General features: G+C 44.4%; 13 protein-coding genes. 5 read left to right on the plus strand and 8 right to left on the minus strand.

Features of this window, described 5'->3' with window-relative positions; all coding sequences use genetic code 11:
• Positions 1 to 82 precede the first annotated feature (82 nt).
• The 3 genes from lldD (at position 83) to L1D31_RS01205 (ending at position 3,035) form a co-directional block, all read left to right on the plus strand.
• Positions 83 to 1,222, plus strand: a complete 1,140-nt coding sequence (lldD, locus tag L1D31_RS01195; protein ID WP_239835278.1) for an FMN-dependent L-lactate dehydrogenase LldD — start codon at positions 83 to 85, stop codon at positions 1,220 to 1,222.
• Positions 1,223 to 1,429: 207 nt separating this feature from the next.
• Positions 1,430 to 2,218 (plus strand): PhzF family phenazine biosynthesis protein, encoded by a 789-nt coding sequence (locus tag L1D31_RS01200; protein WP_239835279.1) that lies wholly within the window; start codon positions 1,430 to 1,432, stop codon positions 2,216 to 2,218.
• A gap of 199 nt (positions 2,219 to 2,417) precedes the next feature.
• Positions 2,418 to 3,035 carry an alpha/beta fold hydrolase gene (locus L1D31_RS01205; protein ID WP_239835280.1) on the plus strand — a complete coding sequence of 206 codons (618 nt, stop codon included), beginning with the start codon at positions 2,418 to 2,420 and terminating at the stop codon, positions 3,033 to 3,035.
• A 116-nt stretch (positions 3,036 to 3,151) separates the two neighbouring features.
• Here L1D31_RS01205 and choV read toward each other — a convergent pair whose 3' ends face one another.
• The 6 genes from choV to betI are packed head-to-tail and all read right to left on the minus strand — an operon-like array spanning position 3,152 to position 9,997.
• Positions 3,152 to 4,339 carry a choline ABC transporter ATP-binding protein gene (gene choV / locus L1D31_RS01210; protein ID WP_239835281.1) on the minus strand — a complete coding sequence of 396 codons (1,188 nt, stop codon included), beginning with the start codon at positions 4,337 to 4,339 and terminating at the stop codon, positions 3,152 to 3,154.
• Positions 4,340 to 4,341: 2 nt separating this feature from the next.
• Entirely contained in the window at positions 4,342 to 5,184 is an 843-nt protein-coding gene (gene choW, locus L1D31_RS01215) for a choline ABC transporter permease subunit (RefSeq protein WP_239835282.1), read from the minus strand.
• A gap of 48 nt (positions 5,185 to 5,232) precedes the next feature.
• Positions 5,233 to 6,171, minus strand: coding sequence for a choline ABC transporter substrate-binding protein (locus L1D31_RS01220; protein ID WP_239835283.1), 939 nt, complete (start codon positions 6,169 to 6,171; stop codon positions 5,233 to 5,235).
• Between the two features lie 28 nt (positions 6,172 to 6,199).
• On the minus strand, positions 6,200 to 7,900 hold the full coding sequence (gene betA, locus L1D31_RS01225) for a choline dehydrogenase (protein ID WP_239835284.1): 1,701 nt from the start codon (positions 7,898 to 7,900) through the stop codon (positions 6,200 to 6,202).
• Positions 7,901 to 7,919: 19 nt separating this feature from the next.
• Entirely contained in the window at positions 7,920 to 9,380 is a 1,461-nt protein-coding gene (gene betB, locus L1D31_RS01230) for a betaine-aldehyde dehydrogenase (RefSeq protein WP_239835285.1), read from the minus strand.
• Positions 9,381 to 9,400: 20 nt separating this feature from the next.
• Positions 9,401 to 9,997, minus strand: coding sequence for a transcriptional regulator BetI (gene betI / locus L1D31_RS01235; protein ID WP_239835286.1), 597 nt, complete (start codon positions 9,995 to 9,997; stop codon positions 9,401 to 9,403).
• Positions 9,998 to 10,660: 663 nt separating this feature from the next.
• Here betI and L1D31_RS01240 point away from each other — a divergent pair.
• The gene (locus L1D31_RS01240) at positions 10,661 to 11,392 is read left to right on the plus strand and encodes an SDR family NAD(P)-dependent oxidoreductase (RefSeq protein ID WP_239835287.1); all 732 of its coding nucleotides are present in this window, start codon (positions 10,661 to 10,663) and stop codon (positions 11,390 to 11,392) included.
• Positions 11,393 to 11,556: 164 nt separating this feature from the next.
• Here the strand turns inward: L1D31_RS01240 and L1D31_RS01245 are convergent, their stop codons facing one another.
• A complete protein-coding gene (locus L1D31_RS01245) occupies positions 11,557 to 12,009 on the minus strand; it encodes a carboxymuconolactone decarboxylase family protein (RefSeq protein WP_239835288.1) in 453 nt (150 codons plus the stop codon).
• A 329-nt stretch (positions 12,010 to 12,338) separates the two neighbouring features.
• Complete coding sequence (locus L1D31_RS01250) at positions 12,339 to 12,971, minus strand: NAD(P)H-dependent oxidoreductase (RefSeq protein WP_239835289.1); 633 nt, start codon at positions 12,969 to 12,971, stop codon at positions 12,339 to 12,341.
• Between the two features lie 111 nt (positions 12,972 to 13,082).
• Here L1D31_RS01250 and L1D31_RS01255 point away from each other — a divergent pair, with 111 nt between their 5' ends.
• Complete coding sequence (locus L1D31_RS01255; protein WP_239835290.1) at positions 13,083 to 14,447, plus strand: PLP-dependent aminotransferase family protein; 1,365 nt, start codon at positions 13,083 to 13,085, stop codon at positions 14,445 to 14,447.
• Positions 14,448 to 14,623: the final 176 nt, after the last annotated feature.

The raw sequence follows: 14,623 nt of genomic DNA on the forward strand, positions 1-14,623 counted from the left end.
GGGTATTAACGCCTTTTTAATCTAATAAAGATGTCGTTCTTGCCTTATCTAGGCCCCAATATGTAAATGTAGGACTGAATTTATGATCATCTCAGCTTCAACAGACTACCGCAAAGCGGCTAAATCTAAACTTCCGCCGTTCTTATTCCACTATATTGATGGTGGTTCTTATGGAGAGCACACGTTGAGACGCAATACCGAAGATCTCGCGGATATTGCCCTAAAACAACGTGTTCTCAAAAACATGTCTGATCTGAATCTGGAAACCGAAATCTTTGGTGAAAAATTCTCTCTACCTATTGCTCTGTCTCCAGTTGGTCTAACTGGCATGTACGCGAGACGCGGTGAAGTACAGGCCGCTATTGCTGCGGAAAACAAAGGCATCCCATTTACGATGTCGACAGTGTCCGTCTGCCCTATTGAAGAAGTCACACCAGAGCTCGCAAGACCCATGTGGTTTCAGCTCTACGTTTTGAAAGACCGTGGATTCATGAAAAACGTACTTGAACGCGCGAAAGCAGCCGGAGTCACAACGCTCGTCTTTACGGTTGATATGCCAGTCCCCGGGGCTCGCTATCGTGACATGCATTCTGGTATGAGCGGACCAAATGCAGCAATGCGTCGAGTCTTTCAAGCGATGCGTCATCCTTCTTGGGCATTTGATGTCGGTCTGTTTGGTAAACCGCACGATCTAGGCAACATTTCAACTTACCGCGGTGAGCCAACGAAGCTCGAAGACTACATTGGCTGGTTAGGTGAAAACTTTGATCCCTCCATCTCGTGGAAAGACCTAGAGTGGATTCGTGACTTCTGGGATGGCCCCATGGTCATCAAAGGAATTCTAGATGAGCAGGACGCAAAAGATGCAGTTAAATTTGGCGCTGATGGCATTGTGGTTTCCAACCACGGTGGTCGCCAGTTAGATGGAGTTATGTCATCAGCTAAAGCATTACCAAGCATTGCTGATGCCGTAAAAGGTGATCTGAAGATCTTTGTTGATTCTGGTATTCGTACTGGCCTGGATGTAGTCCGAATGCTAGCCTTGGGTGCAGATTGTGCCATGCTAGGCCGTTCTTACATCTATGCACTTGCAGCACAGGGGCAGGCAGGCGTAGAGAACCTTCTCGATCTGTACGAAAAAGAAATGCGCGTTGCCATGACGCTTACTGGCGCGAAAAACATTCAAGAACTGACTAGGGAATCTCTAGTTAGCTTCCAATAACAACTTGGGCAGTACATTCAGCATGCTGTGCTGCCTAACTTTCTCCCTTCCTAATTCTTACGCCCATCCCAGTTCTTATTAACAGCATGTAACAAAAGTATTATCCTTTGCGAAGACACTCCCACTCACGGTGTGTAAAGCATTACAATAATTACTTATGAGAATACATTCTCAACAATGAATACATAACAAGAATTGGAGAGAAGTGTGGAACTGGAGATGTTCACCTGCGATGCATTTACAACTCAACGCTTTAAAGGGAATTCCGCGGCAGTAGTTCCTTTAGCTGATTGGCTCAGCGATGAAATAATGCAAAACATTGCAGCAGAAAATAATCTTTCTGAAACCGCTTTTGTTAAACCCACAGGCGCTAACCGATATGAGATTCGCTGGTTTTCTCCCGTCGCAGAGGTCGACTTTTGTGGCCACGCGACACTCGCCACCTCGTATGTGCTTTACCAATTTTTCGCTCTGAATGGAAAGATCGAGTTTGAAACAAGACATGTAGGCTCATTAGAAGTTGAAAAAGACCTGTCTGGGCGAATATTAATGACATTCCCAAATCGGAAGCCAATAGAATCTGAAGTACCGCCGGAAGTAATGGAAGCACTTTCCATTCAACCAAGCCATGTACTGAAAAGCCCACAGGCCTATTTCGCGTTCTATGAGAATGAGCAAGATATCATTGAGGTTCAGGTTCGTCGTGAATATTTAGAAAAGTTGGCACCTTATGACTTAGTGATTTCAGCCAAAAGCCAACAGTATGATTTTGTCTCTCGCTACTTTTGGCCCGATGTCGGTGACTGTGAAGATCCCGTCACGGGTTCTATTCATGCTGGACTGGCTCCTTATTGGTCGAAACAACTAGGTAAGTCCAACCTCAAAGCCTATCAAGCGTCTAAACGTGGTGGCACTCTATATTGTCACGTGGAAGAGGACAAGGTGATTGTTTCGGGTGATGCTGTTCTATATTCACGCAGCAAAATCTATGTATAAGTAGCCAGGGTGTCACCCGTTTTTCGCTTCTAGCTAGTGAACAACAACTGTCTTCTCTGGTTTCTTGTCCCCGCCAATTACTTTTGTTCAGTTGAGCAATACAAATACTGCCGACGGATTATCAAATCTTGCTTCCACTGCTGGTTAAACCACCCCAGCATTGGCAGAATGAGGCTAAGATTTTGTAGTGAGAAGTCCGATGAAAATAATCATTCTCCATGGGCTGTACATGCATGGGCTGGCAATGCAACCACTCAGCCAAAAGTTACGCTCTTACGGCTACGATACTCAAACTATTAGCTATAACAGTGTTGCCATTGATGAGCACAAAGTGTTCCGAGCCATAGACCAAGCGTTGTCACCACAACAAAGTAACGTACTAGTTGGCCATAGCCTTGGAGGGTTGATCATCAAGCACTATCTCTCATCCAGACAACCATCTAAGCAGAAAATCTCGCATGTTGTGACTGTAGGATCGCCTTTTAAAGGTGCCTCGATTGTTAGCCGTATTCAAGATCTTGGTATGGGTGCGATACTCGGCAATGCAGCAGAGTTTGGTTTACAGGAGCATGATGACGTTTGGTGCTTTCCCCAGAAGCTTGGCAGCATTGCTGGCACTTTAGCTGTCGGAGCGAGAGCACTCTTGATGATGGGAAATCAAACCTTATCAGATGGTACGGTTACGGTTGATGAGACAAAAATTGATGGCATGACCGATCATATAGAGATGAGAAGTGCACATACCAGTATGATTTATACCGCCTTCGTCCCAAAGCAAATTGACCATTTCATTCGTACTAACCACTTTTATCGTTAAGGCGATCTCAGCGTGGCGTAAGGCAACCAGAGAAACCGCGTAGACTCTTATCAAAAAAAGCAGCACTTATGTCTCGCATAAAGTGCTGCGCTTCATAACAAAATTTTAACGCCTGCTTAAGCAGCTTGAGGTTTAGTATGCTTTCCCAGCAAACCAGCGTAAAAGTCGCTGTCATCCAAAACGCCAATCAGCTCACCATTTTCAACCAATAAAATGGGCTGGCCACTTCTCTGCTTGAGTTTAATCGCTTCTCTCATGCTTATGTCTGGGTTTGCAATCACGACGGACTCTTTATTTATATCATTCAACTCAATCGAATCATCGCGCCAATCCACCAGCTTTAGATTGATGCCACTATCAAGATGCAACTGATTGTCACGCCCTTCGACCCACACTTTTTGGGTTGGGCAAATTTGCCATCTTGCGTTTTCTTGTTCTAGTTCGCTCGCCGGTTGCATTAGTGAACGGCCCTTTAACACGTTAAGCGGATTCGTATGCGATACAAAGTCTTTCACGTAATCGTTTTCTGGTGAGAGTACGATCTGCTCTGGCTTACCATGTTGAATCAGCTTACCAGACTCCATAATAGCAATGTTGTTACCAATTTTAAGTGCTTCATCCAAGTCGTGACTGACGAACAATATGGTTTTATTAAGCTTTTTCTGAAGCTGGATCAACTCATCCTGCAACTGAGCACGAATCAGAGGATCAAGCGCCGAAAAAGGCTCATCCATCAACAGGATGTCAGTATTCATTGCAAACGCTCTGGCCAGCCCTACACGCTGCTGCATCCCGCCAGATAACTCATGCGGATATTTTTGCTCCCAGTCTGACAGCTCGACCATTTCCAGCTGCTCACGTGCTTTTGCTCTTCGTTCAGCTTTCGGCATTCCTTGCATTTCAAGACCAAATGCAACGTTATCGAGCACAGTCAGCCATGGCATTAAAGCAAACTTTTGAAATACCATGGATACTCTATGAGTGCGAAGGTGTCTTAACGTTTCTTCATTACAAGAAGAGAGCTCAACCTGATTATCGCCATCCTTGATTTGCAATGAACCACGGCTGATAGAGTTCAAACCATTCACCGCCCTAAGTAGGCTTGATTTACCTGAACCAGATAAGCCCATTAACACGCAAATCTCGCCTTCTTTGACACTCATAGTGACGTTATCAACGCCCACGACTTGCCCTGTTTGATCGATAATTTCCTGACGTACTTTTCCTTCATCCAGCAGCGACAAAGCCTTCTGCGGCTGATCACCAAATACAACATCAAGGTTCTGAATCTTAATCGCATCCATGATTACACTTCCTTCTGATTAGGTGATTTACAAAGGCGGTCAAGAATGATCGCAACCAGCACAATGGCCAGTCCGGCTTCAAAGCCCTGAGAGATATTCACAGTGTTTAGTGCCCGAACCACTGGTTTACCTAGGCCATCAGCGCCGACTAGTGCAGCAATTACCACCATTGAAAGTGACAACATAATGCACTGAGTGACACCGGCCATAATGCTTGGCAACGCCGCTGGTAGCTCGACTTTATAGAGTAATTTCATCTTACTCGCGCCAAATGCCTGACCAGCTTCAATCAGCTCCTCTGGAACCTTAATGATCCCAAGATACGTAAGACGAATCGGAGCTGCGATAGCAAAAATAATGGTCGAAATTAACCCAGGAACAATCCCCAAACCAAACAGGACCAGGGTTGGAATCAAATAAACGAAAGTGGGGACAGTTTGCATCAAGTCCAAAATAGGACGCAGTAAGGTATATAGCCAAGCGCGATGCGCTGCCATTACCCCTAATGGAACGCCAATTAATACGGAAATCGTTGTCGCAGCAAACACCAGGACAAAGGTTTCCAGCATTTCTTGCCAGTAGCCGAGGTTAAGAATGGTTAGCAATGCACCAATAATAAACAAAACCAATGGAATGCTACGATGTAAATACCAAGCGATAGCAGCGGTAAGTAAAATCGGTAGTGCTGGTGGCATCCATTTAAAGATGTCGACAACAAAAAGGATAATAGTTTCGAGAAAATATGAGATGGAGTCAAAAAAGCCCGCTGCATTCATGGTTAGCCAGTCGACACCCGTTTCCATCCATTCACCGAAAGGGATTTTGTTGTTGGTAATAAAATTCACAATAAAACCTTAGATTGCTTGGCGGGCAAGATTGCCCGCCAGATAACGTTATGCGTTAGATTTAACGTAGTTTGATACCGCTTCTGCTGCATCACTACCTGAAAGCGTTTTGACTCCATCAAGCCAAGTTTTCACTTGTTCTGGGTTGTCTTTCAGCCACTGCAATGCTGCTTTTGAAGGCTTAACATTTTGATTCAGAATCTCTTCCATCAAAGCGTTTTCCATCTCTAGGCTAAACTTCAGGTTCTTCAGGAGCTGGCCAACATTTTGGCACTCATTTAGGTAGTTAGATCGTACGTTGGTATAAACGTTGGCGCCGCCGTAGTTCGGTCCAAAGAAGTCATCACCGCCGTCAAGGTATTCCATATCCACGTTATTGTTCATTGGGTGCGGCGCCCAACCAAGATAAACAATCCACTGATTACGACGGACCGCTCGGGAAACTTGAGAGACCATGCCCGCTTCACTCGATTCGACCAAGTTGAAACCTTTTAGGCCAAATGCATCACTGTCTATCATCGACTGAATCAAACGGTTGCCATCATTGCCTGGCTCGATACCGTAAATACGCTCTCTGAATTTGTCGGCATTTTTTGCTAAGTCTGCAAAGCTTTTCACACCCGCATCATAAACATATTTGGGTACAGCTAGCGTGTATTTTGCGCCCTCAAGGTTTGCTCGTACAGTTTCAACCGTTCCAGCTTCACGATACTTAGCGATATCTCCCTCCATGGTTGGCATCCAGTTGCCAAGGAAGATATCGATATCACCGTTCGCCATAGAAGAATAGGTGACCGGAACAGAGAGCAAGTCGGTTTTCGTTTTATAACCCAGCCCCTTGAGTAATTCGCTGGTTACTGCCGTTGTAGCGGTAATATCAGTCCAGCCCACATCTGCAAATCGAACGGTTTCACACTGATTAGCATAAGCCGTTGTTGTCATCACGCTCAGCGCGACCGTTGATAATGTTTTTGTCATCATAGACATAATGTTTTCCTTGTAATATTTACTGACTTTACGAGACAGAAGATACGTCTCTTTTTGGTGTCTCGGTTCTCTGTTTTTCTTGCCAATCTGGCGCAATCCAGACCGGTAACTTAGCCTCTTTGAGCAAAGGCTTCCCTAAAATCAAATCTGCGGCTCGCTCCGCAACCATGATGGTGGGGGCATTCAGGTTACCGTTAGGGATGGTAGGAAAGATCGACGAGTCCACCACCCTCAGCCCTTCAACACCGCGTACTCGGCAATATTCATCCAGCACTGCCATCGGGTCTTCGTCTGAACCCATTTTGCAGCTACAAGATGGGTGATATGCGCTCTCCACATTTTGTTTAACCCATTCATCAATGGCAGCGTCAGTAGTGACACTCTCTCCCGGTTGAATTTCACTCCCACGGTACATATCCATGGCTGGTTGAGAGAGGATCTCACGCGTCAGGCGAATACAATCTCGCCAGTCTTGTCGATCTTGCTCTGTCGAAATGTAGTTAAACTCAATCATGGGTTTGTCTTGCGGGTCTGCAGACTTGATTGCCACCCGACCACGACTTTCTGGTTTATTTGGGCCGACATGGACTTGGAAGCCATGTCCATCAAATGCAGCTTTCCCATCATAACGCATTGCTGCAGGCAAAAAGTGGTATTGAATATTGGGCCATTTAAGCCCTTTGCGTGAGCGAATGAACGCACAAGATTCGAAGTGATTAGTCGCCCCTAAACCTTTGCGTGTCAGGATCCACTCCGCCCCAATCATACCTTTACTCACCAAGCCGAGCTTGCTGTTCAAAGTGATGGGTTGCTGGCAATGATATTGGAAGTAAACTTCAAGATGATCTTGCAGGTTCTCACCGACTCCCGGTAGGTTGTGCTTTACATCTACTCCCGCTTGTTCGAGTAAGGCCTTCGGCCCAATTCCAGACAATTGAAGTAATTGCACTGAGCCAATGGATCCTGCGCTAGAAATGACTTCTTTTTTCGCAAAGGTTTTCGTTAATTTACCCGAACGCTCGAACTCGACACCTATGGCTTTTTTGTTTTCCAACAGAACTTTATGAACAACTACACCTTTAAGCAGCGTCAAATTCTTGCGTTTTAGAGCGCGCCTTAAGTAGGCGTTAGACGTGGATGCGCGTACGCCTTTATCCACTGTCATATGCATCGCGCCAAAACCTTCCTGCTGATAACCGTTGTAATCGGCAGTTTCCGGGTAACCCGCTTCTTTGCCAGCTTGAATAAAAGCTTGATACAATGGGTTAAGCGTCATGTCATTACCGTTACAGGTACCGACTGGCCCTTCACCTCCACGGTATTTATCCTCTCCGCCTTTCCAAGACTCTGCGCGACGGAAGTACGGCAAGCAAGATTGATAATTCCAGCCTTTGGCTCCGTTCTCTTCCCACTCATCGAAATCACAAGCATGTCCTCGAACATAAACCATGCCATTGATTGAAGAGCTTCCGCCAAGCACCTTGCCGCGAGGGCAATGTAGCTTACGTCCACCTAGGCCATCTTCAGCACCCGTCTCAAATTGCCAAGCATACTTTTCGGTGTTCATCGGATAAGAAAGCGCGGTCGGCATTTGAATGAAAATACTCTTATCTGTACCACCGGCTTCCAATAGAAGCACCTGATGTTCACCACTTTCAGAAAGCCGATCCGCCAGAACACAGCCAGCCGAACCCGCGCCAACGATGATATAATCGTAGCTTTGCTCCATTTTCTTTCTCCGTTGCTGTTTAAGCGTAAGGGCTGACGTAATCGCCCAACTCGATTAGGACACTCTTTGTCTGGGTGTAGTGACGAAGCGTTTCCGGACCGTTTTCGCGGCCAATACCTGAGTGCTTATAACCGCCCACAGGCATTTCAGCAGGTGAGTCACCCCATGTGTTTACCCAGCAAATTCCCGCTTGTAGTTGGTGAATCACTCGATGGGCACGAGAAAGGTCTTGTGTAAACACGCCAGCAGCTAAGCCATAGGTTGTATCATTGGCTCGTTCGATAACATTTTGTTCATCTGAGAACTTGAGTACAGACATCACTGGCCCAAAGATTTCGTTCTGGACGTGTGGCATATCATCAGAGCAATCAATAAAAACAGTCGGCACAACAAAATTGCCTTTTTCAAGACCGTTATGCGTTAACTGTTCACCGCCAGTTAGAAGAGTGGCACCACTGTGCTTTGCTTCTTCGATGGCATTCAAAACTTTACCTAGGTGCTCTTTGGAGATCAGCGCACCGATTTGAGTGTCCATATCCATTGGATCACCCACCACCAGTTTTTCTGTTCTTTGTTTTAATTGGCTAACAAAAGCATCATAAATATCTTCATGAACGTAGACTCGTGTACCATGTGTACACACTTCGCCTTGGGTATAGAAGTTCGCTACCATTGCCGCTGATACCGCATGGTCTAACTTGGCGTCGTCAAAAATAATCATTGGTGACTTACCACCTAACTCCATGGTGACCTGCTTCAGCGTTTTAGCGCTGTCCGCCATAACCAGTTTGCCAGTACCTGATTCACCCGTGAATGATACTTTTGCAATGTCAGGGTGTGCCGTAAGCATTTGTCCTACACGGTGATCACCTTGAACAACGTTAAATACACCATCAGGTAGCCCTGCTTCAGTGAATATCTCCGCCAACTTTAAAGCAGTCAGTGGTGTTTCTTCTGAAGGTTTGAAGATCATAGCGTTACCTGCAGCAAGTGCAGGAGCCGATTTCCACATCGCAATCTGAATGGGATAGTTCCAAGCACCGATGCCGGCACAAATCCCCAAAGGTTCACGCCGCGTATAGAAAAACTGGCTCTCACTCAAAGGTTGCTGCTCACCTTGCATGCTAGGAGCAAGACCTGCGTAATATTCGATCACATCTGCGCCCGTTGTGATATCGACTTCAATCGCTTCCTGAATAGGTTTGCCAGTGTCTGCTACTTCTAGAGCGGCTAATTCATCATTTCGCTCGCGTAATATAGCCACTGCTTTAAGCAGTATGCGGCTACGCTCAATGGGTGACATCGAAGACCAAACTCTGAAGCCTTGCTTTGCCGACTCGATGGTGCGCTCAAGATCCTGTTGGCTAGCTTGCCCAATTTCAGCCAATGGTTCTCCATTAGCGGGGTTGTAAGTAGTAAAATGTTCACCCGATGTCGCCTTACAGGCGTTACCATCGATGTATAGTGATTTCATATCCATTTGATAGTTCTGACTTTTCGTTATTTTTGTGAATAAAAAGTGAGCTGCTTATCCAGGTAATCATTGATGATTAACCGGGCTTTATCAGCATCAATGCCATGAGGGTTCATCGTGCCTCGCAGCCAGATGCCATCAATCAATGCTGCGATGCCATGCGCGATAATTTCCGCTTGCTCTTTGTCAAATAGCGCTTTCAACTCTATCCGAAGGTGCGATAAAAGGCGCTTCTCATTGACACGCTGTAAGCGCTTGAGCTGAGGTTCATGTACTGAGTAAGCCCAAAACGCGAGCCAAGTTTTGGCCACTTTGTTCTCAGCCTGATAACCAACAAAGTTTCCATCAATAATGGCGTTAATACGTTGCTGATGTGCGCAGGTAGGCAGTTTCTTAAGGCGCTCCGTCACGGTAAGCGAAAGCTGCCTAAGCACTTCTCGCATCGTTTCTTCCAACAAACCTTGTTTGCCGCCAAAGTAGTGATTGATGATTCCAGTCGAGACTCCCGCTTCCTTACTGATCAACGAAATACTCGCTGCGTGCAACCCAACTCTATCAATCACCGCCATTGTGGCTTGAACGAGCTGAGGCCTTCTGACTTCTGGCATCCCTACCTTAGGCATGACCCTTTCCTTTTTTAATTGAACGTTCAATTAAATATAAAATGCCAGAAAATTAGTTAGCACTCAAACTATTTTTTTAATTATCCGACAAATTCCACTTAGCTTTCATAGAAATAGTGATGATAATTTCTTCAGTCTATTCCTTCAAGGCGAAGTTATTTTCGTTGTTATCGCCAGGTAAATGGAAACAAAAAAACAAAACAAAAACATAATAAATCAAATACTTAAGAAAAAATCAGTAAATAAAGTAAAATACAGAAATGAATTTACACCCTCACGAGCTTAGACACTTAACTCGATATCGATGTATTTGAGGAAAATCTTTCATTAGAGTTCTAATTAAGTAAATTCATTAGATCTATAAAAATTAAAACGCTCAATTAATGAGCGAGAGCAAAAATCTCATTATCCCTTTCCATAACAAGGCGATGTACCTAAGGAGATCGGGAAGCATGAGGTTGCTCTTACTGGCTACATTCGCTTCTCATCAACAACCATTCTGGCACATAAGAGAGCCGTTCAATCAACTCCAACTTTAATGAGAAGGAAAATATGAACGCTCGATTGCCTAAGTTCATTGAAAAATCAGATAATTCCTAAGAAAAAACACATCTCGAACTTGTATCCTTTGACCTAGATACTCAAGCAATGACTGGAGAAAGGATGCATCAATATGCACTTATAACTGGAGGAAGTAGAGGCATTGGGAAAAGCATAGCGGAATACTTCGCAAAGCAACATTTCTCTCTTATTCTTGTCGCGAACAATCCAGATAATCTAAGTAAAGCGAAAAGCGACATTCTGTCACGGTATCCTCACTGTGAGATTGAAACTGTCTCGGTTGATTTTCGTAATCCATCGGACCTTCAGCAATCCATAAAGTCACTATTATCTCGCTACGAAAGAATTGATGTGATGGTCAATTGTGCTGGAATATTGAAACCAGGGAATACTCAAGTTTCATTAAATGATCTCACTGAACTCATAAATACCAACATTATCTCTAATATTTTGATCTGTAATATGGTGGTTGAAAAGATGAAGGTTCAAGGATTTGGTGAGGTGTATAACCTTGGTTCTACCGCAGGTTTAGAACCAGTATCTAAAATTGCTATTTACTCCGCGACTAAAGCCGCCATAGTGAGTTACAGCCGCTCCCTATATGATGAGTGCCTACCATTTCGTATCAAGGTCTGTTGTCTGTGTCCAAGCGTCGTGGACACTGACATGACCAATGATGGACGTATCAAAAACGATTTAAAAATATCACCCGAGGATCTACATCAAGCCGTTAGCTTTATCAGAAAGCTCTCTCCGGGCGCGGCAATGCAAATGCTTTCTATTCGATGCACAATTATTGACTTGGAAAACTCACTGACAACCTCTCGTGAATAGCCGTCGACATGAGCTTTCAATCAATTAATAAGCTCGTCAGGGTACTCACACAAATTTCACTTTTCAGCCCTGCTATTTAGTCCGTCCAAGATGTAGATTTCGGGCTCAAAAAGTGAAAGACGCGGATTCATCCGCGTCTATTCATTGCATTCAGCCTATCTTGTTTATTTCTTTGCTATTTGCGGTTTGAACGTTTTCGCTATCCGGTTCCAGCTATTAATGGCGTTGATCGCTACAACTAAATCGACTACCGCTTTATCACCCAAAATTTCCACTGCTTGGCTGTATTTGTCGTCTTCCAATGATTGCCCTAGGGTCAGAACTTCTGCCATATCAAGTGCTATCGATTCGACCTGATCGTAAAAAGGCATTTCACGCCATGCACTAAGACCGATCAATCGTTCCACACTTTCTCCTTGCTCAAGCGCATCTTTACTATGCAAATTCACACAGTACGCACATTGATTCATCTGAGACACTCTAAGCTTAATCAACTCCCATAGATGAACCGTAAGAGTTTCAGATGTTTTAAATTGCTCACGCAAATACTCTTCTTGTCCAATCAGAATTTTCATCGCTTCCGGAGCAGTAGTGTAATAATTCATACGTGATTTCATACTCTTATATTTCCTCTAAAATCAAAACTGAGCACATTGCCGTTGTGTGTTTTTGGTTCACACCCTACATGGCATCGAGTTAATAAATGACAACCAACCATCAATAATCTTTGAAGAGAAACAATAAAAAAAGCCTCACACAAAACAATGAATGAGGCTCAAACTAACCTTAGTTAATCACATTAAGGGCTACAGGGAAGATCCAGAACGCAGAGCTAATTTATCGATGTGTCTCACTTACAACAATCAGACGACTCTTAAAAAAACATGACTCAGAGATATACGACGATACTACAAGAAAGTATCAATATATTAGTCAGCGATTACCATTAAGTCGCGACAAACATCTCTCTTGATATTTCAGCACTTTCTAAATGGTCTTTTAATTGTTTTTGCAGTAAATCAATTTGTTCTTGTACGGTTTCGCGATTTGTAGCAGTCCCTTCAATGGTGAAGAACTTAATATCTTTTAACCCTATTGTAGCCATAATTTCTGTCAGGTACGGAGTAAAGAAATCTGGCTGATAAGCGTTTTTCCCAGAAAACCTTCCGCCCGCAGACACAAGAACATAAATAGGTTTATCGATTAGCAAACCACGCTTTCCAGTGTCTGTAATCTCAAATGTCCTTCCTGCCCTCACCACATGGTCCACCCAGCATTTAAGACTGGAAGGTAAAGTAAAGTTGTGCATTGGTGATGCAATAATAATGAGATCAGCTTTATTTAGCTGGGCAATTAATTGATTCGACAATGATAAACTACCGCTTGATTCATCGTACATGAGGCCAGGCGTACTCAGTGCCTTAGCATAATCAGCATCAAGATGAGGCAAGGTTGCTGTATCGACTTCAACCACTTCAACGTCTACCTTCTCAGACATCTGCTGAATAATAAGTTGCGCCGATTGATACGTACATGCTTGAAGCTTTCTAGGACTACTGTTAACTAGCAGGATATTCATATATTTCTCCCAAAAAACAGGGTAATTGCTGCTGCTTTACTTAGTATGTTATAAGAGGCAATGGTTCAGTTTAAGAACCATAAGTTATCTTTTTTTATGGTCCATATAATAATGAAAAACCCAAAACAATTTGCATATAAGCGTGTGTATCGGCGTATTCTCGACGCAATTTTACAACAGATACTAAAACCGGGTGAGAAAGTACCTTCGGCTCGCGCACTTGCGAAAGAAATGGGAGTTTCACGAGGGACAGTCGAAGAAGGCTATGCATTACTTAAAGCGGAAGGTTACCTCGAAGCGAAAGGGCAGGCTGGCACTGTCGTCAGTCATCAACTATTGACCCCAGCTAAAGGGAATCCATCAGCTCCACCTTCTCAGCTCAATTTAGAAAACAGTCACCCTGATATTTTACCGTTTCACCTAGGCATTCCCGCTTTAGATGCCTTTCCTATCAACACTTGGTCAAGAATTTCGGCGCGATGTGCGAGGAACACACACAAAAGCAGCCTTGCCTATCCTCCAACCTGCGGGCTGCCGGATTTAAGAGGCGCAATAAGCCAATATCTGCAGTTATACCGAGGTGTTCAGTGCCACCCGGCACAGGTTTTTATTACATCAGGTTATGTCAATTCAATTCGCTGGATCACTAACGTACTGCTCAAAACACACTCTTATATTGGCATTGAAGACCCCGGTTACCCGCTAACTCGTCAGGTACTGGCAAGCAGTGGATTTCACCCTGAGCCGATTCCTGTTGACGAGGAAGGACTAGCTCTTCCAGACAACAGTAAAGTGAAAGCACTCATTGTCACACCAGCGCATCAAAGCCCGACCTGTGTATCACTTTCACTACAAAGACGACAGATGCTATTAAACTGGGCGGTGAGCAATAAAAGCTGGATTATAGAGGATGACTATGACGGAGAGTACCGCCATACAGGGCAGCCCCTACCCGCTTTAAAAAGTTTAGATACTCATGACAGAGTGATTTATTCGGGTACTTTCAGTAAAGTTCTCTTCCCAAGCTTGAGAGTGGCATACATAGTAGTTCCACCAAGTCAGGTCTCTCAATTTGAACAATGTGCAGAGTTATTCGCTGGAAACGTCCCCACTTTTACACAAAACTGTATTCTGACCTTCATGCAAGAAGGTCACTTTCCTCGCCATATTCAACGGATGAGGAAGCTATATCGCGAACGGCGAGAATTAACATCTGAACTGTTCACCAAAATCCTAGGCCACAAGCTATCTATTGAACCCCAACCGGGGGGAATGCATATGATAGCAAGGTTAAATGACCCTAAATGTGATGATCTAGCGCTCTCTCGCCAGATGATGAAAGCCGGGTTATTTGCTCAAGCGCTGTCACAGTGCTCTTCAAAGCCAACGCACCCTAGCCTAATTCTTGGTTTTACCAACATTCGAACAGCTAAAGAGTGCCACGGTTTAATTGGCAGGTTAGGTCAATTCCTATAAGCCAAGAATCATAGTTCACTCTTGAGCACAATCCGCTGTGTCAAAGCTGCTCACGCATCTCTTCCTTCGGGGTACGACAGAAGGCCAAGACTTAAACATTCGGACGAAAAATATAAGATTTATCTGATAGTTATAATGCAACTGCTCCTTTTACTATCTAGTCGACTCTCTGCCAT

Source organism: Vibrio sp. Isolate23 (genome assembly GCF_022398095.1).
Lineage (GTDB): Bacteria > Pseudomonadota > Gammaproteobacteria > Enterobacterales > Vibrionaceae > Vibrio > Vibrio coralliilyticus_A.